This window comes from Rossellomorea sp. H136 (genome assembly GCF_056838065.1).
This window is the reverse complement of the sequence record NZ_CM166371.1, coordinates 2,884,944-2,903,931: the sequence shown is the minus strand read 5'-3', so window position 1 is coordinate 2,903,931 and position 18,988 is coordinate 2,884,944. Positions and strand designations below refer to the sequence as shown.

The 18,988-nt window shown below is 39.6% G+C and carries 29 protein-coding genes and 1 pseudogene; 29 read left to right on the top strand and 1 reads right to left on the bottom strand.

The window, feature by feature from the left end; all coding sequences use genetic code 11:
• Positions 1-21: 21 nt before the first annotated feature.
• The gene (locus tag ACYH0O_RS14765; protein WP_482629332.1) at positions 22-246 is read left to right on the top strand and encodes a helix-turn-helix transcriptional regulator; all 225 of its coding nucleotides are present in this window, start codon (positions 22-24) and stop codon (positions 244-246) included.
• A gap of 145 nt (positions 247-391) precedes the next feature.
• Positions 392-556, top strand: coding sequence for a BC1881 family protein (locus ACYH0O_RS14760; protein ID WP_482629331.1), 165 nt, complete (start codon positions 392-394; stop codon positions 554-556).
• Here ACYH0O_RS14760 and ACYH0O_RS14755 read toward each other — a convergent pair.
• Positions 553-762, bottom strand: coding sequence for a KTSC domain-containing protein (locus ACYH0O_RS14755; protein WP_482629330.1), 210 nt, complete (start codon positions 760-762; stop codon positions 553-555). The genes ACYH0O_RS14760 and ACYH0O_RS14755 overlap by 4 nt on opposite strands.
• Positions 763-847: 85 nt before the next feature.
• Between ACYH0O_RS14755 and ACYH0O_RS14750 the strand changes: the two genes are divergently transcribed.
• From ACYH0O_RS14750 to ACYH0O_RS14620, 27 genes and pseudogenes are all read left to right on the top strand, one after another.
• Entirely contained in the window at positions 848-1,039 is a 192-nt protein-coding gene (locus tag ACYH0O_RS14750) for a helix-turn-helix domain-containing protein (protein WP_482629329.1), read from the top strand.
• Positions 1,036-1,716, top strand: a complete 681-nt coding sequence (locus ACYH0O_RS14745; RefSeq protein WP_482629328.1) for a BRO family protein — start codon at positions 1,036-1,038, stop codon at positions 1,714-1,716. Before ACYH0O_RS14750 ends, ACYH0O_RS14745 begins: the two co-directional genes overlap by 4 nt.
• Positions 1,717-1,785: 69 nt before the next feature.
• Entirely contained in the window at positions 1,786-1,935 is a 150-nt protein-coding gene (locus ACYH0O_RS14740; RefSeq protein WP_482629327.1) for a hypothetical protein, read from the top strand.
• Positions 1,936-1,947: 12 nt separating this feature from the next.
• Positions 1,948-2,463, top strand: a complete 516-nt coding sequence (locus ACYH0O_RS14735; RefSeq protein WP_482629326.1) for a helix-turn-helix domain-containing protein — start codon at positions 1,948-1,950, stop codon at positions 2,461-2,463.
• A complete protein-coding gene (locus ACYH0O_RS14730) occupies positions 2,460-2,729 on the top strand; it encodes a hypothetical protein (RefSeq protein ID WP_482629325.1) in 270 nt (89 codons plus the stop codon). Before ACYH0O_RS14735 ends, ACYH0O_RS14730 begins: the two co-directional genes overlap by 4 nt.
• 284 nt (positions 2,730-3,013) lie before the next feature.
• Positions 3,014-3,211 carry a hypothetical protein gene (locus ACYH0O_RS14725; protein WP_482629324.1) on the top strand — a complete coding sequence of 66 codons (198 nt, stop codon included), beginning with the start codon at positions 3,014-3,016 and terminating at the stop codon, positions 3,209-3,211.
• A 63-nt stretch (positions 3,212-3,274) separates the two neighbouring features.
• Positions 3,275-5,239 carry an AAA family ATPase gene (locus tag ACYH0O_RS14720; protein ID WP_482629323.1) on the top strand — a complete coding sequence of 655 codons (1,965 nt, stop codon included), beginning with the start codon at positions 3,275-3,277 and terminating at the stop codon, positions 5,237-5,239.
• Positions 5,240-6,187 carry a recombinase RecT gene (locus ACYH0O_RS14715; protein ID WP_482629322.1) on the top strand — a complete coding sequence of 316 codons (948 nt, stop codon included), beginning with the start codon at positions 5,240-5,242 and terminating at the stop codon, positions 6,185-6,187.
• Positions 6,184-6,885 (top strand): MBL fold metallo-hydrolase, encoded by a 702-nt coding sequence (locus ACYH0O_RS14710; RefSeq protein WP_482629321.1) that lies wholly within the window; start codon positions 6,184-6,186, stop codon positions 6,883-6,885. The genes ACYH0O_RS14715 and ACYH0O_RS14710 overlap by 4 nt, the downstream gene beginning before the upstream one ends.
• A 20-nt stretch (positions 6,886-6,905) precedes the next feature.
• A pseudogene (locus tag ACYH0O_RS14705) lies at positions 6,906-6,995 on the top strand (stage V sporulation protein T); the annotation flags it as partial.
• A gap of 9 nt (positions 6,996-7,004) precedes the next feature.
• Positions 7,005-7,169, top strand: a complete 165-nt coding sequence (locus tag ACYH0O_RS14700; RefSeq protein WP_482629320.1) for a hypothetical protein — start codon at positions 7,005-7,007, stop codon at positions 7,167-7,169.
• A 36-nt stretch (positions 7,170-7,205) separates the two neighbouring features.
• Entirely contained in the window at positions 7,206-8,129 is a 924-nt protein-coding gene (locus tag ACYH0O_RS14695) for a DnaD domain-containing protein (protein WP_482629319.1), read from the top strand.
• A 32-nt stretch (positions 8,130-8,161) separates the two neighbouring features.
• Positions 8,162-8,545, top strand: coding sequence for a replication terminator protein (locus ACYH0O_RS14690; RefSeq protein WP_482632578.1), 384 nt, complete (start codon positions 8,162-8,164; stop codon positions 8,543-8,545).
• A complete protein-coding gene (locus ACYH0O_RS14685; protein WP_482629318.1) occupies positions 8,545-9,252 on the top strand; it encodes a hypothetical protein in 708 nt (235 codons plus the stop codon). Before ACYH0O_RS14690 ends, ACYH0O_RS14685 begins: the two co-directional genes overlap by 1 nt.
• Before the next feature lie 463 nt (positions 9,253-9,715).
• A complete protein-coding gene (locus tag ACYH0O_RS14680) occupies positions 9,716-9,916 on the top strand; it encodes an XtrA/YqaO family protein (protein WP_482629317.1) in 201 nt (66 codons plus the stop codon).
• Positions 9,917-10,039: 123 nt separating this feature from the next.
• Complete coding sequence (locus ACYH0O_RS14675) at positions 10,040-10,567, top strand: hypothetical protein (protein ID WP_482629316.1); 528 nt, start codon at positions 10,040-10,042, stop codon at positions 10,565-10,567.
• Between the two features lie 96 nt (positions 10,568-10,663).
• Positions 10,664-10,849 (top strand): hypothetical protein, encoded by a 186-nt coding sequence (locus ACYH0O_RS14670; protein WP_482629315.1) that lies wholly within the window; start codon positions 10,664-10,666, stop codon positions 10,847-10,849.
• Positions 10,850-10,863: 14 nt separating this feature from the next.
• Positions 10,864-11,154: a hypothetical protein gene (locus tag ACYH0O_RS14665; protein ID WP_482629314.1), complete on the top strand. Its 291-nt coding sequence runs from the start codon at positions 10,864-10,866 to the stop codon at positions 11,152-11,154.
• Complete coding sequence (locus ACYH0O_RS14660) at positions 11,151-11,618, top strand: sigma-70 family RNA polymerase sigma factor (RefSeq protein ID WP_482629313.1); 468 nt, start codon at positions 11,151-11,153, stop codon at positions 11,616-11,618. Before ACYH0O_RS14665 ends, ACYH0O_RS14660 begins: the two co-directional genes overlap by 4 nt.
• A 96-nt stretch (positions 11,619-11,714) precedes the next feature.
• On the top strand, positions 11,715-12,266 hold the full coding sequence (locus ACYH0O_RS14655) for a hypothetical protein (protein WP_482629312.1): 552 nt from the start codon (positions 11,715-11,717) through the stop codon (positions 12,264-12,266).
• Positions 12,267-12,335: 69 nt separating this feature from the next.
• Positions 12,336-13,148, top strand: a complete 813-nt coding sequence (gene terS, locus ACYH0O_RS14650) for a phage terminase small subunit (RefSeq protein ID WP_482629311.1) — start codon at positions 12,336-12,338, stop codon at positions 13,146-13,148.
• Complete coding sequence (locus ACYH0O_RS14645) at positions 13,141-14,424, top strand: PBSX family phage terminase large subunit (protein WP_482629310.1); 1,284 nt, start codon at positions 13,141-13,143, stop codon at positions 14,422-14,424. The genes terS and ACYH0O_RS14645 overlap by 8 nt, the downstream gene beginning before the upstream one ends.
• Positions 14,425-14,439: 15 nt before the next feature.
• Positions 14,440-15,933, top strand: coding sequence for a phage portal protein (locus tag ACYH0O_RS14640; RefSeq protein WP_482629309.1), 1,494 nt, complete (start codon positions 14,440-14,442; stop codon positions 15,931-15,933).
• Between the two features lie 2 nt (positions 15,934-15,935).
• Positions 15,936-17,051 carry a phage minor capsid protein gene (locus ACYH0O_RS14635; RefSeq protein WP_482629308.1) on the top strand — a complete coding sequence of 372 codons (1,116 nt, stop codon included), beginning with the start codon at positions 15,936-15,938 and terminating at the stop codon, positions 17,049-17,051.
• A gap of 145 nt (positions 17,052-17,196) precedes the next feature.
• The gene (locus ACYH0O_RS14630) at positions 17,197-17,766 is read left to right on the top strand and encodes a phage scaffolding protein (protein ID WP_482629307.1); all 570 of its coding nucleotides are present in this window, start codon (positions 17,197-17,199) and stop codon (positions 17,764-17,766) included.
• A gap of 66 nt (positions 17,767-17,832) precedes the next feature.
• Entirely contained in the window at positions 17,833-18,714 is an 882-nt protein-coding gene (locus ACYH0O_RS14625; RefSeq protein ID WP_482629306.1) for a hypothetical protein, read from the top strand.
• A gap of 38 nt (positions 18,715-18,752) precedes the next feature.
• Positions 18,753-18,956 (top strand): hypothetical protein, encoded by a 204-nt coding sequence (locus ACYH0O_RS14620; RefSeq protein WP_482629305.1) that lies wholly within the window; start codon positions 18,753-18,755, stop codon positions 18,954-18,956.
• Positions 18,957-18,988 lie beyond the last annotated feature (32 nt).

Below are 18,988 nucleotides of genomic sequence, written 5' to 3'. Positions count from 1 at the left end.
TTACAAAAGCGAGGTGATAATTTGAGAACTTGGTTAAGAGAAATCCGTACAGCAAAAGGATTAACCCAATTAGACGTTGCTACCGAAGCAAAAATAGAAAGGTCATACTATACAATGATCGAAAAAGGTAATAGAAAACCAAGTGTTCCAGTAGCTCAATCAATAGGAAAGACTCTTGGTTTTGATTGGACAATTTTTTTTAATGAAAAAAGTAACGATTCGTTACCAAGGCCAAATACCGCATAAGGAGGACCCAATGCCCCCACTAAAAAATGAAACCAAACACAGCATGTGTAGAAAATGCGGTAATGATATACACATTCCGGAAGCTTACTTCTGCGGACGCTGCGGTACCAGGCTACTGGTTAATTAATCGAAGGAGGTGATCGTGATGAACCTGGAACAAATCTCTACTAAAAATATATCTGATCAGCTATCCAAAAGAGAAGGAGTGGAAACAATCTATATTCCACCCCACCGAGAAGTAAAAATCATTTCTCAAGGAACTTTTAAAAAAATCGAAGGACCAGCAACTATTCTAATTAACATTGATTAAGCTCTTCTGTAACTATAAGTTCCTTTAACATAGCGGTGAAGATAAGTTCCTTTAGAACTTGCGGATAAAAGTCCCTGATAAATGGAATGGGGAACACCACTATAGACATATAGCCCACCATCATTAAAACGAACATAAAGTTGATTAATAGAATCATCATAACCAATGGCTGCAACATTGGATGAAGATACAGAGATCATATTCATATTTTTCCACCTCCTTCCAAAGTCATAATTCGACACAGAGTGAGGAAATACCTTCCAGAAAAAATAGATGAAAGGAGTGGAAACAGTGCTTAGAAGAACTTTAAAGGTTCAGGAGGTAGCTCAATACCTGGGAGTTCACCAGGACACCATTTACAACATGGTAAAACAAAATGAAATACCACACTTTAGAGTCCGTAAGAGAATCCTATTTACCCGGGAAGCCATCGACTCATGGATTTTACAAAAAGAATCTCAATACTCTGAGGAGGCTATATGATGAACGAATTACAAAGAGTTTTTGATTTCAGAAATCAGGAAGTACGAATAATCGAACACCAGGATGAACATTGGTTCGTTGCCAAAGATGTATGTGACATTTTGGAAATCAGAAATGTATCTGATGCAGTTGCCAGGATCAATCCAAAGTTCAAAACCACTATCGGTTTAACCGAGACCGGTTCCAATTATAAAACTCAAGCTTTGTTAGTAAACGAGCCAGGATTATACAAACTCATTTTTAAATCTCGAAAACAGGAAGCTGAGATATTTAGCGACTGGATTGCTGAAGAAGTTTTGCCCTCGATCCGAAAGACCGGTCAATATTCAAATGTCAAGGTGCTGAATGAGCGAAGAGCTTTAATTGAATCGCTCAAATTAACCGCCGAAACGGCTGAAAAGGTTGATGACATGCAGGATCAAATTAAGCAACTAAATACAAAGGTTGATGAACAGATCACGCTAACCAGTGGGGAACAACGTCGATTACAAAAAGGGGTTGCCTTGAGAGTTTACGAGCTAGAGCAAGATTCAAAAGCTAGACCAAAACTCTTCCGTGAGCTTCACCGTGAAATTAAGGACCGATTCGGCGTTGCAAGCTATAAGGATGTAAAGAAAAGAGAATTATTATCAGCTATTAACTACATCGAAAACTGGATTCCAAGAAAAGTCTCTTAATTTATTAAAATCATAAATCTACCTTGAGTCTTTTGGAAGATGATGACAGGTACAAGGGGGGTGAAAGATTTGAGGGATTACAGCCAAAAGTCAAACGAAGAATTATTAGATGAATATAAAGTAGCTATTGAAAACTTACCTGGTTCAGGAGCAAGTGGCCGTTCATGGTTTTATGCAGTAGATGCTGAATTAAGAAAAAGACTAGGAATTAGAGAATAGGAGGAAATTAGATTGTCTATCGGCAGAACCATTGCCGAGTGTCGTTACGAAAGGGAGCTAACACAGGAGCAATTGTCACTGGAATTACCTATTAGTAAAGAATTACTCGGGAAAATTGAAATAGGGAAGAGGAAGCTAAAGAGGGATGTAATGCCCTTTATAGCGGCAGAACTGGATAACGTGAAGTTAACCACAGCACTTTGGGGAGAGGTTACCGGAGGCGTCACTATTCCCTACCTTGATGGAGACTACATAGATCATACACCAGCTGCATTAGTGATGAGGGCATTAAGAGAAATTGATGAAGCAAGGAAAAACCTTGAACAGGTTGAAGCCACAAAGCCAGTGGACTTCATGACTCATGAAGAAGTTGAATCAATAACCAGGGCAAACAGAGAATTGCTCGATGTCGCATCGATGGCCATTACGATGGTAGGCGATAACTGTGAGTGGTTTGGATTATCATTCTCTGACGAAATCAAGAAATGGAAAGTCTCATTAAAAGCCAGGAGGTTCATTCAAAAATGATCAAGAGAAAATATATGGATCAAGACTTAGAAAAAGCAGCATGTGAACAGAAGTGCTCAATGGATCTACTAATAAGTGTAGCTACAGCGTTATATCATGATGACTTGGTTTCAGCAAAGCTGGCCTTAAATGATATCGAGAAATCAGTAGAAAGATTAAGTCGCCTGCAGCAAAGAAAAGTAAATCATGAAAAGTTGTTAGAAGCAGCACAGAAATTATCGGAGGATGGAATTTTAGTAACTGTGGTTCAAAGGAGGTTTCACTAATGTTAATCAGAGTAGCGATATGGTGCCAGTTATCGGATATAGAGAAGAAATTCTTGCTTAGAAAAGTGTCAAATAAAAAAGCAGCAAGCTAAGCGGCCACTTAACTTACTGCCTGAATCAATAACGCAATAACAACAAATTTATTATATCACATTTTGAAAGATGAGTGCCAATTGGTACTCATCAGGATGGACAGGAAGGTTTTCGACATCCCATCCCCCTTTTTCTTCCTGTTCGTCCTGATGAGGATCATCCTCATTAAAAAAATGAAAGGAGAGTAGGTTATGTCGATAGATACGAAGCAAGGACTGATTTATGAGCCGAGGAATCCGGAAGCAGTTCCAATCTTCAACTGGCTTCATCGGTACCAGGAAGCATTGGATGGATCATATGCTTACAACCAAATGATTGAAATCTATGAATCACTTGAATTCGATCTAAGCGAAAAAAAGAGACCCGTGCTACAACACGAGTCGGCTTAACAAATATCATTTTCTTTATTTTATGGCACATTGAAAAATAAATCAATTCAACGGAGGTACAAAATGACTCAAGAACTCACATTAGAGGAATTGAACCTACACCATTTCAAAGGTGTTAAGTCCTTCTCTTTAGCTGCAAACGGAGAAAGCATCCGAGTATTCGGAGATAATGCAACCGGCAAAACAACCCTCTTCGATGCTTTCATATGGTTGCTGTTCGATAAGGACAGCACCAATCGAAGTAAATTTTCAATCAAGACGATTGAAGAAGGTGAGGTGCTTCATGGCCTGGACCATGAGGTAGAAGGGAAGTTCCAAGTCAACGGGCAGCCTCTTTCTTTGAAAAAGGTCTATAAGGAAAAATGGACGAAAAAACGTAACTCACCCAAAAAAGAATTTTCTGGTCACACTACCGATTACTACATTGATGGGGTCCCTTCAAATAAAAAGGAGTATGAGGAGCAAGTATCTCAAATAGTCGATGAGGACATTTTCAAGCTTCTGACGTCCCCTACTTATTTCAATGATCAACTTCATTGGAAGGAGAAGAGGAAAATCCTTTTAGAAGTATGTGGTGATATATCCGACGAGGATGTAATCAATTCAAAAAAATCTTTAGCAAAACTCGAAAAGGTGCTTAATGGAAGATCCATTGAAAAGCATAAACGAATGATTGCTGGAAGACGAAAAGAAATCAATGACGAACTGGAACGAATTCCTACTCGAATCGACGAAGTAAATCGTTCTAAGCCGGATGTAAGCAGTCTGGACGAACAGGAAATCAACGATGAAATCTTGCACTTAACTTCCATGATTTCGAATAAGGAAGAGGAACTTTTGAGAGTGCAAAATGGGTCTGAAATTACAGAGAAACAAAAGCAATTGAGTTCCCTCGAGTCAGATTTGATGGCTATAAAGAATAAACACCAAGAGTTAAATTACGGAATGCTCAATGAAAAGCAGAAAGAAGTGTATCAGTTGCAGAGCGAGCTGGATGCTTCGATCAGGAAATCTGGTGAAGAAAAAAACGCTATAGCTCTGCTTAGAAATTTGGTAGAGCAAAAAGAATCAAATCTCCAATCGCTTCGAGATCAGTGGAATATGGTTGATAAAGAAACATTTGAGGGACATCAGACATCTTGCCCTACTTGTGGACAGAACCTTCCGAAAGAGCAGATTGAAGATGCTAGGAACAAATTCAATCTTGATAAGAGCAACCGCCTGAAGAACATAACATCTCAAGGAAAGTCACTTACTGAAGATAAAGAGAAGGATCTACAGCAAATTACTAATCACCAATCTTTATTGGAAAAGATAGCTTCAGATACTCAACGGATTGAGAGTGAATTGGACTCTTCTAAGATGCAGCTTGAACAGCAGAAGGCTAATGTTTCTAAGGTCGAAAACACCGGTGATTACCAGGAAAAGATGGCTGAGATTAAAAAGGTTCAAGAAAGCATTCAAGAGTTAAGATCGTCTACCAAAGAACAAACCGAATCCATCAAACTAGCAATTGCCGGGTTTAACGATGAATTGCATAAGTTGAACCAAGACAAGGCTCAATTCAGTGCTATAGAAAGAGCGAACAAACGCACTGAACAACTGAAGCAAGAAGAGAGTGAGCTAGCACTTGAATTCGAAAGATTAGAAGAAGAGCTTTATCTGGCAGAGGAATTCACTCGAACAAAAGTGAGCCTTCTGGAAGAAAAAATCAATTCGAAATTCAAGTTTGCAAGATTCAAGCTATTTGAGCAACAGGTCAACGGCGCACTGGAAGATAAGTGTGAAACGACCTACCTAGATGTCCCTTATAGCAGTGGGCTGAACAACGCAGCACGCATCAATGTGGGGCTGGATATTATCAGCACCCTATCAGAACATTATGGCTTTAAGGCGCCGATCTTCGTTGATAACAGTGAGGCTGTAACAAAGCTAATAGAAACAGATTCCCAGGTTATCAGCTTAGTTGTCTCGGAGTCGGACAAGCAATTGAGAGTGGAAACGGCAAATCTACAGGAGGCGATTTAATTGAGTAATCAAATCAAAAACAATATCGCAGTAAAAACAAGCTCAGAAAGGTTTATGAATAACATTCAATCTCAGTTTGCTGCTGAAGTGGGAAGTCCCATAGCCTTTTCGGATTATGAGCGAGCACTCGCGCAACACATGTTCCTGAAGCTTGATTCTGTTTTGCAGGAGTTAGAAGCCAAACGACAAAAGGATGGTAAAGATAAAATAACTCCATATAACTGGCACAACATCAACATGAGAAAACTTTCGCTCGATGCCGTTCACACCGTTCAACTCGGACTGGATGCCCTTATTCCGAATCATATTCATCCTGTACCTTACTTCAACGGTAAAGAGAAGAAATATGATTTGGACTTACGAGTAGGCTACGTAGGTAAAGCGTATTACAGGATGGAGGCAGCAGTCGAAAAGCCAAAAGATATAGTCATTGAATTGGTTTACAGTTCTGACGTATTCAAGCCGATGAAGAAATCATTTCGAAATGAAATAGAGTCATATGAATTTGAGATAACAAACCCTTTTGATAGGGGAAATATCATCGGAGGTTTCGGATATCTGGTTTATGAGGATCCATCTAAAAACAAGCTGATCACGGTATCTGAGAAGGATTTTGAGAACTCAAAGAAAGCAGCACAGAGTGATAAATTTTGGTCGAAGCATCCGGAGAAAATGAGGTATAAAACATTGGTCCACAGAGTGACAGAAAACTTGCAAATTGATCCGAAAAAGGTGAACGCCTCTTATCTTCATGTAGAAAGCAAAGACAGTGAAGAGGAAGTGAGGAGAGAAGTTTCTGAGAATGCCAATAAGGAGATCATCGATGTCGAGTTTGAAGAACCGAGCAATGACTCTGAACCTGCAGCATACGTAGACATTGAACAAACCGATCAGGCTAAAGAAGAAATCGAACCAGATCCAGTATCTACAGGCGGACCCGGGTTTTGATTGACATCAAAGCCTTCGGTTCCAGCAGTAAAGGGAATTGCTATTACATAACGGACGGCAAAACCCCCTTGCTGCTTGAATGTGGTATCAGGTACAAAGACATTCAGAAAGGTCTTAACTTCAAAATGAGCGACGTCATGGGCTGTTTAATCACCCATGAACACGGTGATCATATCAAGTCACTAAAAGACGTCTTAAAAGTTGGTATCGACTGTTACATGTCCAAGGGTACGGCAGGAGCAATTGGCATCAATCATCACCGTATTAACCCGGTACAAGCGAAGAAACGGTTTCAGATAGGTACGTGGACCATATTGCCTTTTGACGTCCAACATGACGTATCTGAGCCGTATGGGTACCTATTAGTCAACCAGGAAGGCGAGAAGCTCTTATTCGCTACTGACACCTTTTATATTCGCTATAAATTCAAAGGACTCACCCACTTGCTTGTCGAGTGTAATTTCAGCTTGGACATATTAAATGAAAATATTGCCGCCGGCCGGGTGCCGCCGGTGATGAAAAAGCGACTGATGCGCTCTCACTTTAGCTTGGAGAATTTCAAAGAGTTCCTCAAGGCGAATGACCTTTCCAGGCTAAAAGAGATCTGGATGCTGCACCTGAGCGACACAAACAGCGATGCCGAATTATTCAAAAGAGAAATCTCTAAAATGACCGGTAAGCCGGTTTATATACCTTAATATACAGGAGGATTATGAAGATGAAAGCAACTGGAATTGTTAGAAGAATTGATGATCTCGGTCGTATTGTGGTGCCGAAAGAAATTAGAAGGACTCATCGTATTGACAGATGAGATCCAATGGAAATATTCGTAGATCACAACGGCATCTACCTTCGACCATATCAATCAGATGTTACTAAGGAAAATACATTGAACTGGTTGGATAACGCCTTTGCAGATGCAACGAATGAGGCAGACAGGGAATCAATTGCTGCAGCCATCTCATACGTGAAACAAGCCTAATTCTAAGCACAGTTTTGAAAGGAAGGGGGTACATGAGTGAAAGGATGGATAAAGCTTCATAGAAAGATTCTGGACAACGAATTATGGCACGATGTAACGACGTTTCGGCTTTTCACTTTGCTTTTATTAAGAGCTGTTCATCAGGACGGGGTGAAGATAAAAGGCATTGAATTGAAGAGAGGTCAGTACCTCCGTTCCTATTCAAAACTTGCAGAGGATCTTGAATCCAAGGAGGGGCGAGGTTATAAAAAGGCCTCAAAAAGCACAATTTTACGTTCTGTTAAGAAACTTATTGATGAAGGAATGGTCACTGTTAGCGAAACGAAACACGGAACGCTATTCACAGTGTCCAAATACCAAGAGTATCAAGGATTGGAGGATTATAACGAAACGAAACACGGAACGGATAATGAACCTTTAACAGAACGAACCCAGAACGAAGTCGGAACGAACCCAGAACAAGAAGAAGAATTAAAGAACTTAAGAATTAAAGAATGTAAAGAAGAAGTAGTAGAAGCAGAACCTGAAAATCATACTGTGAATCCATTCCAATTTTTTGAGCAAGAGGGATTTGGAGTTCTTGGTGGGTACATACCTCAGAAGATAACATCTTGGTGCCAGGATCTATCCGAGGAACTCGTTTTGGAAGCTATGAAACTATCTGTTGAACGAGGCAAGAAGTTCTGGAGTTACGTTGAAAGTATTTTAAAAGACTGGTCTCAAAAAGGGATTGTGACCGTTAATCAAGCTTTAGCAGAACAACAACGTTTCAAAGAGGAGATATCTAAAAAACAAAGTTATTCACGAAAGGGGAAGGTTATCCGATCCGAAAAACTCCCACATTGGTACGATGAAAATAAATCACATCCTCAACCAGTTGAAACTGAGGATAAAGATTATGATTTTGAAAAAGAACGAGCGCAGTTGGAAGCTGAGTTAAAAGCTTATAAAAGATCTTAACAAAAAGATTTAGGAGGCAGGTAAAAGTGGAAATGATCGTAGACTTAAACACATTCGCAGATGGCGCTGTGGCTGAGAGGTTTAACTTGAAGTTGCAGAAAGTTCTTGAAAACTTTGCGGACCTTAACACTGATCCAACAGCCAAACGAAAGATTAACCTGGTGATCACTCTTGCCGGAGATGAAGCAAGAGATGTCATCCTTGCAAACGTTCAAGCCAAAACAAATTTAGCACCGGCGAAGAAACTTGAAGCGAAAATCATCATGGACTTGGATGACCATGGGAAGGTGACAGGAAAAGAGCTTAAATCCGGAGTGAAAGGTCAAACCCGAGCAGATCTTGAAACAGGTGAAATTCAAGAAGATACAGGTTCCAAAATTTATAGCTTTAGACAACAAAAGGAGGATGTTAAGTAATGATTAAAGAGGCGATTCAATACATTGTTGGTTTAGGAAATACACGAGTTGAGAGTGTTGGGGATCAGATTTATTCAACACAGCCGTTACACAAAGTTAGCTTGCCTACACCGGCAACAATCGAAGTGAGAAACCTTTCGGGAATTGTGGAATATCTTCAATCGGAATTCGACGGACAAGAGCAGTTGATGATCCATGTTGAATCTCCTACCCGGGTTTCAATATTCAGCTCTTTCAACAGAGACTTTAACCGGAAAGCATTGATCCAGGCAGATGCTATGATCCCGGGTTACACATTTGAACGTTGGTACGATGCAGAAGAATTTAACATCAAGCTCCAGTCAGTTTTCGTACAGAATGAGGATCGTGACATCATGCTAAAAGTGGTTGGAAACATCAAGGAAGAGGATGTCCGTACGGTAGGAGACAACGGGGTGAGCCAGTCGGTTACGGCAAAGGTAGGGGTAGCGACGGTAGGACAGGTTGAAGTCCCGAACCCGGTTGCCCTGATGCCGTACAGAACGTTTGTAGAGGTGGAACAGCCAGAAAGTAATTTCATCTTCCGGATGCAAAACGGACCTCGATGCGCATTGTTTGAAGCAGACGGAGGCGCCTGGAAGGTGCAGGCGATGAAAAACATCAAAGATTACTTATTGGCGGCACTTGAAGAAGAGTTTGAATCTAAAGATCTAGTGATTATCGCATAATGGGGCAAGTCATCATTGCTGATGATCGTAAGCCTTGGATGAAAAGAGAAGATAGGGTGGCATCGTGTATGCGCTGCTCTCTATTCAAACATTGTCAGACCCGGTGCGGCTTCGAATGTAAAAAGTATGGTGGAGACGTGATACCGAAAGTGAGAAGACGAATTTGAAATTATTCAAAGCAATCTTTTGCAAACTCGAAGGAAGGCACAAATTAAGTTATTATTCTGATCGGTGTGTTAGGTGCGGGAAAAAGATTCGAAAGTAAGTTATAAAAGGTTGAGGCCTCTGGATCTCTTAAGAGATTGCATCCTTGGATTTCCGGAAGCCCTTAAAGAATTTGAGCGAAGGTTCAAGGCTCCCTATAACAGAACTAAGTAGCATATGGATGATGGAGACAAATAAAAAAAGCCAAGGACTTCTCCTCAGCTCACCCAATTGAATTATAACACAGGAGGGGTTCTTGGTGAGACTATCAGATTTAGAAATTAATCCTAGTACAATGAAACTAGAGATTGATATAATGGAACATAAAGGAAGTTTTGCTGTTGTAGTGTGTGAGGGGAAGGCGAAGTTAACTCCTTTACCAGTACATGGTGAGACGAAGATTGTAACTCACCAGGGCAAAGTAAAACGGGTTAAGTTTGATGAAGGAGAAGAATTTTAGCTAAGCAGTTAGAGAAATATATGAATGGCAAAAGAGAAGGTATTTGAAGATGTTAAAGAGTATTGATTTTGAAGAGAATGATTAGAAATTGAAATAAGGATTATATTCTTAGGGGGGATAATTATGAGTTTTAATTGGCTTGATTCAGGGTTTTTGGGTGCTTTGGCAGGATCACTTTTGACTGGATTGATAGCAGTTTCCATTATGAGTAAACAACTGAATTATGACAAGAACAAGGAGAGAAAGCAAGAACTATCAAACTATATTAAAGCATATAGAAAAATTGAATTGTATTCAGAGTCTGTTTCTAAAGGTGGAGAAGGGATGATAGAGCTTATGAGAGAATCACTTCACGATCGGGAAAACCACGATTTGTTTTTTCACCTTAAACTGATTTTTGAGGATGTTAAATCCTATAGGAGAGAATTAAAATTGTTAAATGAAGATCATATTCCTGAACCAATTTATAGTAATTTTATTAATCTAAAACAAAGTATAGACGACATTATATATTTTTCTGATAGGTTTATTAATAAAGGAGCAGATACAATTGATCCAATGGAAGATACTCTTAAGAGATTAAATAAGAATCTTCAATTAATAACTAACTATACCGAACCTGAAATTCAGGAATTAAAAAAGTTAAAATAATAATATTCTACCAGCCAACTGGAGGACACTGATTTTGCACAGTATATCTGTGTTTAGTCGGTGTCCTTTTTTATTTGCTACGAAGGGGATGGAATCATGAAAGATTTCAAGGAGCAACTAAAGCAATTGAAACAGGATCACCTTGCTGCAAGAAAGCACAGACAGGAAAAGCCCCAGAAACGCTGTTGTGAAGTTTTAAGTAATGCAGATATCAGAAGTCTCATGGGGATGAATCGAGCTCGCTACGGACGTAAGAAGGGAGGAGCATTACGCCAAAAATAAAAGGGGGGCTATTAATGTCTGAATTAACTTTTGAGCAGAAGTATGAAGTCATTCGGCAATTTGTTAAGGGAGTGGCAGAGCTGTGGGAGAAAATCAAATCCAGGTTAGTGGAATTATTTAAAAACTTAATCGTCGAAGGGTCTAAAAAGGGCACGGCCATTTATGAGTACAAGCAAAGATTATTGAAACATGCAGCTCACAACCAAAAGACAAGGTCATCCTGGTATGTTCCGTTCAATACAACTAGACCAGGACAGATGTTTGTTAACAAACCACGGAATATCGTCCGGAAGTTGATTCGATGAAAACATGGGTTGAAGATATGATTGAGGAATACTCAGCAGGAAAAAAACAATTAGAGAATTATAGAGGGAAGCTGGACCAGTGGAACAGCGAAGAAGATAGGATCGTTGGTGAAATGATTTCTGATATGCAATATGCTATTGATTGGATGAGGAAGGGTAGAAGGCCAGGGAATTATAGAGGGGTAGATAAACGGTCTGCATATCAACGGAGAGCACTTCTCGATATGGATTTGTTTCCTTCTATTGAACTAAAACCGAAGCAGGTATATTTGAACGAAGAACAAAAAAAGCAGTTGATTGATATTTTATATGTTTTGTCTCACCGAGAGCGACAGTGTTACATGCTACATATGGCACATGGGTGGAGTCTCCAAGAAATTGCTGATGAACTAAATATCAAGAAAAGAACAGCCCAACAATACGTTGACCGAGCTAGAGAAAAGATAAAAAAGAAGGTTTCTTGACGTACAGTTGACGTATGAACCCGTCGAGAAGTGAAAAGAATTCCTCATAGTTTCTTAATCTCCCTTAGTCTATTATTATTGAGGGGGGAGATAGACATGAAACGACACCTTGAAGAATTGTTATCATGGTTAATAATTCTTTCAGCATTTATATTCGTTGTCATCGTAGCTATGTCTTTAGTTAAGGAATTTGTTGGGGAACAATACATTAGTGGAATACTAGCTTTTTTTGGTTCAATTATTGGAGGATTGATTACATTCCTTGGCGTTAAGTACACTGTTAAATTTGAGTTGCAAAGAGATAGGAAAAATAAACTTCCAAAAATCATTAACGATCTATGGAAGATTAGGAAAAACCTATCTTATGTTTCTTCATTTATTCCTGTCATAAAAGAAAATGCTATTACCAGTGATGTTCAGATGATGGACGATTATTATAAAAATAATGAAGAATGGACAACTGAATTAGCAGCTACAATTGATCCAGAAGTGTACAGTGTGGTAAATAAGATATTTACTCTCGTGTCAGATTACTATTCATATAAATCTAAAGGGAAACTGAATGAATGGGAAACAAAGGCATGGGAATACCTTTCAGTAATCGACCAAAAGATACAACAATTTGAAGATGAATATAAAATAAATTAGCATCCTGAGGGGTGCTTTTTCTTATGTCCAAAACAAACACAAAATAACGGAGGTGGCAGGTGATGTAGCATGGCTGAAAAATATGTACAAGCAGAGAAAGATTATGTCAAAGGGATGAAATATAAATACATCGCTGATAAATACGGAGTGTCACTCAATACCGTTAAGTCATGGAAAAAACGATATGGGTGGAATCGAGAAAAGGGTGCACCCAAAGAAAAAAGTGTGCACACAAAAAAACGAGGTGCTCCAAAAGGCAATATTAACGCTAAAGGCAACACCGGCGGTTCTGCTCCAAAAGGGAATCAAAACGCAACAACACATGGGTTCTTTGCTAAGTTCTTACCAGCTGAAACATTAGAGATAATGGACAGCATGCAAGAGCGATCGGCAGCTGACTTAATTTTTGATCAGATACAGATTCAATATGCAGCAATCATCAGGGCTCAGAAAATAATGTTCGTTACTGACAAGGGAGAAATGATTAAAGAATTGAAGAAAGCGAAGTATGAATATCATTCCATACCAAGAGAAGACGGCGAAGGTTCTACCTTAGAAAAGAATGTTACCGAGGAAGAATACGAGTTCCAATTCGCTTGGGATCGTCACGCAACTTTATTAAATGCTCAGTCCAGGGCTATGGGAGAACTGAGGAGTCTAATAAAGCAATTCAACGAACTTACTCACGAAAATGATGAGCGAAGACTCAAACTGGAACAGATGCAGCTTAACATTGGAAAAACAAAAGCCGAAACCGACTTTGCTCAAATGCGTGCTGCTAAACTTCGTGGGGATAGGAAAGATACTTCAATGCTGGATGCTCTAGTTGAAGGTCGAGAACGTTACGAACAGATGATAAAGGACCGTGAGATCAATGGCTAAGAATATTGTATTCAGCCAAAAACAACTTGAAGCAATATACAGGCCTTACACCTACACATTAGATGTACTCGAGGGGACTCCTAGGAGCGGGAAGACAACGGGTGGCCACTTTCGTATGGCCGATTATTATACAATGTCTCGTGATACAAATCATTTAATCGTTGCCTATAACCAAGAGCAGGCTTACCGTTTGTTTATCGATGGTGATGGTACCGGTCTTCAACACATCTTTAATGGATTATGTGATATGAAACATGATGAACACGGGTCCCATCTTGAAATACACACGCCAAATGGTATTAAAAAGGTGTATTACAAAGGTGGAGGGAAAAGTAATAGCGTAGGAGCCATTACAGGTATGTCCCTCGGAAGCGTCGTGTTTTGTGAGATCAATCTATTGCATATGGATATGATCCAGGAGTGCTTCAGACGGACCTTTGCTGCACAAGATAGATATCATCTGGCGGACTTAAACCCGCCGGCGCCGAACCATCCGGTTATCAAGGAAGTCTTTGATGTACAGAACACTCGTTGGATGCACTGGACGATACATGACAATCCAATTATTACGGAAGAGAGAAAACGTGATATTTATGAAATTCTAAGCAAAAATCCATACCTACTGCAACGTGACTGGGAAGGGAAGCGTGTAATGCCTGCAGGTGTAATCTATGACATGTTGGATATGGATAAACATCAAATACCTGCCTTACTTGGACAACCTTACGAAATGTTCTTCAGTGCAGATGGCGGGCAATCAGATGCGACTTCTTGCAGCTGTAATATCGTGACAAGGTATAACGGGAAATTTCGATTGAACAGGGTAGCACATTACTATCATTCCGGGAAAGAAACCGGCCAGGTAAAAGCAATGTCTGTTTATGCTAAGGAAATAAAGAATTTTATTAACTGGTGTACTAAAAAATATCAGATGAGATATGGTGAAGTCTTTGTTGATCCGGCTTGTAAATCTTTAAGGGAAGAATTGCACTTGATAGGGATAGATACAAGCAGGGCAGACAATAACGCAAAAGATGCAAGGGGCGCAGGTGGTAAAGGGGCCGGGATTGAAGTTGGGATTGAACGGGCGCAGAACTCTATTACAAACGGCCAATTCTTCTTGGTGGAAAATGATGATTATGATCATTATAACTTCATAAAAGAAATTGGGATGTATGTAAGGGATCAGCACGGTAAGCCAATTGATGAATACAATCACGCACTCGATGAATTCAGGTATTCCAATAACTACTTTTACAGAAGGTATGTTTTTTAGAAGGGGGGTTAAGAGATGTTTGATGGTGTGATTACAAAGGTAAGGGGGTGGCTTTATAAAATGGGCTTATTAAAAGGTATTCAGAAACTTGCTGATCATAAAGATGTGCAGGTCAATGAAGAATTATATAGACGTATTGAGGAATGGAATCATGTATACAAGGGATATTTCAGTGAATGGCATGATATTAAGTACGAAACCATTTCAGGCCGTAAAAAACGAAAAATGGCAACGTTGAACATGCCTAAAGTCGTATCAAATGAAATGGCTTCATTGATTTTCAATGAACGATGTGAAATTAATATTTCTGATAAAGGACTTTCGGACAATATTCACGATGTACTGAAAGAAAACAATTTTATCAAGAAGTTTCAGGAACACCTTGAATTTATCTTTGCGATGGGTGGAGGTGTCCTAAAGCCTTATATTGATAACGATGAAATAAAGATTGCTTATGTGACGGCTGATTCTTTCATCCCTATATCATGGGATAACAATGGGATTCATGAAGCCGTGTTTCCATACGAATTCAAAAAGAGGGGTAAGAAATACACCCACTTGGAATGGCATTTATGGGAAGGTACAACCTATTTAATCAAAAATGAAGTATATGAAAGTGACGGAACGGATGATTTAGGGGTCAAGAAGAACATCAAGGAGTTCTTCCTTGATCTTGAAGAAGAAGTAAGGGTTGACGGCTTCAGACGTTCAAGTTTTGTTTATTTCAAACCTAACACTGCAAACAACATTGATACTTCATCCCCTTTGGGTGTTTCATTATTTGCAAATGCGCTTGATACATTGAGATCAATTGATATTGCTTTCGATTCATTTCAAAGAGAATTCAGGCTTGGAAAGAAAAGAATCCTTGTTCCTGCTTCAGCTATTAAAACCATTATTGATCCCCAATCAGGGGAATCAAGGCGATATTTTGATGCTGAAGATGAAGCATTCCAAGCCATGAACACTGGTGAAATGGATGAAGGGAAGATCATTGATATTTCCGTCACCCTTAGAGTTGATGAACATATTTCAGCAATCAATGCCCTTCTGAACCTTCTTGCAATGCAGATAGGTTTCAGTCCGGGTTCTTTTTCTTTTGAAGGAACAAAGGGTGTGAAAACAGCTACTGAAGTAGTAAGTGAAAACTCAAAGACATTCAGAACGAAGCAGAGCCATGAAAACGTAATTGAATCAGGTCTTCAGGAACTTGTTGAATGTATTGTTCAGGTTGCAGAGTTGTACAACCTGTTTAACGGTCCTGATAAGTATGAAGTCACGGTTGCCTTTGATGATTCCGTTGCCGATGATAAAACGGCAGAGATTGACAGACAAATTAAATTAGTCGGAAGTGAAATGCAGTCAAAGAAAAAGGCCATTATGAAGATTCATGGATTCAGTGAAGTTGAAGCCGAAGATCTCCTTAAAGAAATTGGAGAGGAAAGGAAAACCGCTACTGCTGAAGCCGTGGATATGTTCGGAATGGGCCGGGGTTCAGGCGGTGAATAACTTTGAATCCTAACAGATCCCAACAGTTAGCGCAGCCCGTTGTCGAAGTGTTCCTTTCCGTTGAAGAAGAAATCCTGCTGAACATTGCCAAGCTATTACGGCAGGATAAAGGCCTTCTTGATCAAACGGATGATGGTGAATCTTTTGACAGGTGGCAGGCTCAAAAATTGGCACAGCTTGGAACACTGACACAAGCGAATATCATAACCATTGCAAAATATGCAGGGTCTTCCATTGATGCCGTTTCTGAAATGTTGCAACAGTCAGGATATGAAGCCGTGAAAGAGCATGAAGGAACACTTCAGGAAGCAGTTCGGGAAGGAAAACTGATAAAACCGCCTGATCTTGAAGAAAGCAGCGCAATTGAACAAACCCTTATTGCTTTTCAGGGGCAGGCTGAAGAAGTTTTTAACCTTATTAATACAACCATGCTCGATCAGTCGCAGCAGGTCTATTTAAATATCCTCAATGAAACGACAGGAAAGGTTTTAACGGGGGTTAAGACACCAAAGCAGGCACTAGCTGAAACGGCTGGGAAATGGGCTGAAGAAGGTGTTCCTGCATTGATCCGAAAAGACGGGGCGAAATTATCCACTGAAGCATATGTTTCTATGGTCACTCGTTCAATGTCTAATAATGTAGCTAATGAAATGCAGCTCGCAAGAATGGATGAATACGGTTCGGATCTGATTGAAGTCAGTTCTCATTCAGGTGCAAGGCCGAAATGTGCTGATTATCAAGGGAAAATCTTTTCAAAATCCGGCACTGATCCAAGATACCCGGCTTTATCATCCACTTCATATGGTGAACCTGATGGGCTTATAGGGATCAATTGCAGACATATATTCTATCCGTATATTCCTGGTGTAAGTACACAACGGTTTGAACCATACCCGGCCAAAGATAACCGGGAAGCGTATGAGAATAATCAAAAACAAAGATACCTTGAACGGCAGATTAGGAAAGCCAAAAGACGGCTTGCAATGGTTGAAGGGCTTGATGATCAGGATTCTATTAAGGCAGCGAAAGAAAAAGTCAGGGATCGTCAGAAGAAAATAAGAGCATTTATAGACGAGACAGGGAGCAGAAGAAGATATGAACGGGAAAAGACTTATTAATATCTTATACCCTTGTCCGTTTGTATGTAGTGGACATTAAATAAAGCATTCAGCGCCCGTTTTAAAGGTTTAGGGTAAAAACAAACGTAACCTTTTGGGGTGAGGTGTAACACCTTAAAAAACATTAATAAAGGAGAATATATACATGGATTTAAAAGAATTGCTTGGAGAAGAACTTTATGGTCAAGTTATTGAAAAAACCGGTGAAAATAAGATTGCAATCGTATCTGATGGGAATTGGATTCCTAAAGATAAATTCAATGCTGTAAATGACGATTTAAAGGATCTTAAAAAGCAGATTAAAGACCGTGATACGCAGCTTGACAATTTGAAGGATAAGGCACAAGGCAACGATGATCTTCAAAAAACGATTCAACAATTACAAGCAGACAACGATAAAATCAAGTCTGATTATGAAGCACAAATTCAAGAGAAGACGTTTGATTTTGCTATGCAAAACGCTTTGAAAGGTGCGAAAGCACGAAATCCTAAAGCAGTTCAGGCCCTTCTTGAAAAAGATAACATCAAACTTGATGGAGATAACCTTTTAGGTCTTGATGATCAGCTTAAAGGATTAAAGGAAAGTGATCCTTACCTGTTTGAAGAAGATAAGCAGGAAGAACCGGGCAAGCCGAAATTCTCAACAGGTCAACATAAAGGTGGAGAAAATTTGGATGCCTTTTCTAGTGTCCTTTTAGGTAAGGACAAAGAATAACCGAAAGCCTTTTAACGGGGCTTTTTTTGTTTGACTAAAAACCATTGGAAAGTGAGTGAATAGATTATGGCAATTAACTATGCTGAAAAATATCAAACGGAATTGGATCAGGTGATCAAACAAGCGACTTTAACTAATGCGCTTGAAACACCAAATGTGAATTGGTTGGGGGCGCAAACGTTTCATGTTCCTTCATTGGGCGTGAGTGGATTCCAAAACCATAGCAGAAACGGTGGATTCAATCGAGGAACGGTTGACGTTACTCACGAGCCATACACGCTTTCTTTTGACCGTGACGTTGAATTCTTTGTTGATAAGATGGATGTTGATGAATCAAACCAAGCTGCTTCAGCTGCGAACCTGACAAGAACGTTCCTTACAGAACACGCGGGTCCTGAAGTTGATGCTTATCGTTTTTCTAAACTCGCAACAAAGGCCATTGATGAAACAAATGCAACTTCTGAAGATTTAACTTCTACTGATGTTATTCTACGGTTGAAATCTGATATCAGAAAGGCTCGTAAATACGGAGCAGCGAACCTTATTGTTTATATTTCCACTGATGTTATGGATCTCGTAGAACAATGGAAAGAAGGTAAAGGCCAAATTGACATTGGAAACCAAGGTACGTCCGTTGAAACACGTGTGACGGTGCTAGACGGTGTTCGTCTTATTGAAGTATTCGATGTTGATCGTTTCCATAGTTCTTTCGATTTCACAACAGGCTATGCGGCTGCCACAGGATCATTTGCCCTGAACTGGGTCATTGTTGCCCGTAATACAATCGTAGGTAAAGCGAAATTGAATTCTGTATACCTATTTGAGCCGGGAAGCCATACTTCAGGTGATGGTTATCTTTATCAGAATCGTATGTACCATGACATTTTTGTCCTTAAAAACAAGACTGACGGTGTAATCGTTTCTCATGGTACTACTGCCAAAGTCTAATAATTGATTAAGTCAAAACACTGAAGGGATGAATATGAATGGCACTTTATAAAAAAGAAAATGTTATTTTGACGGAAGAAAATCCTTTAAAGGCAAAAGAACTTGTGGCCCGTGGCTTCAAGAAGGTTTCTAAAGAAGATCTGAAAAAGGAAGCCGTTGCTGCCATCAAGAAATATGGAAAAAAAGGGACAAAGAAAGAACCGGAAAACGAACCGGAGAATGATCCTAAAAAAGAAAATTAATAAAACGGGAAGGGGTTCAGGCCCTTTCCCTT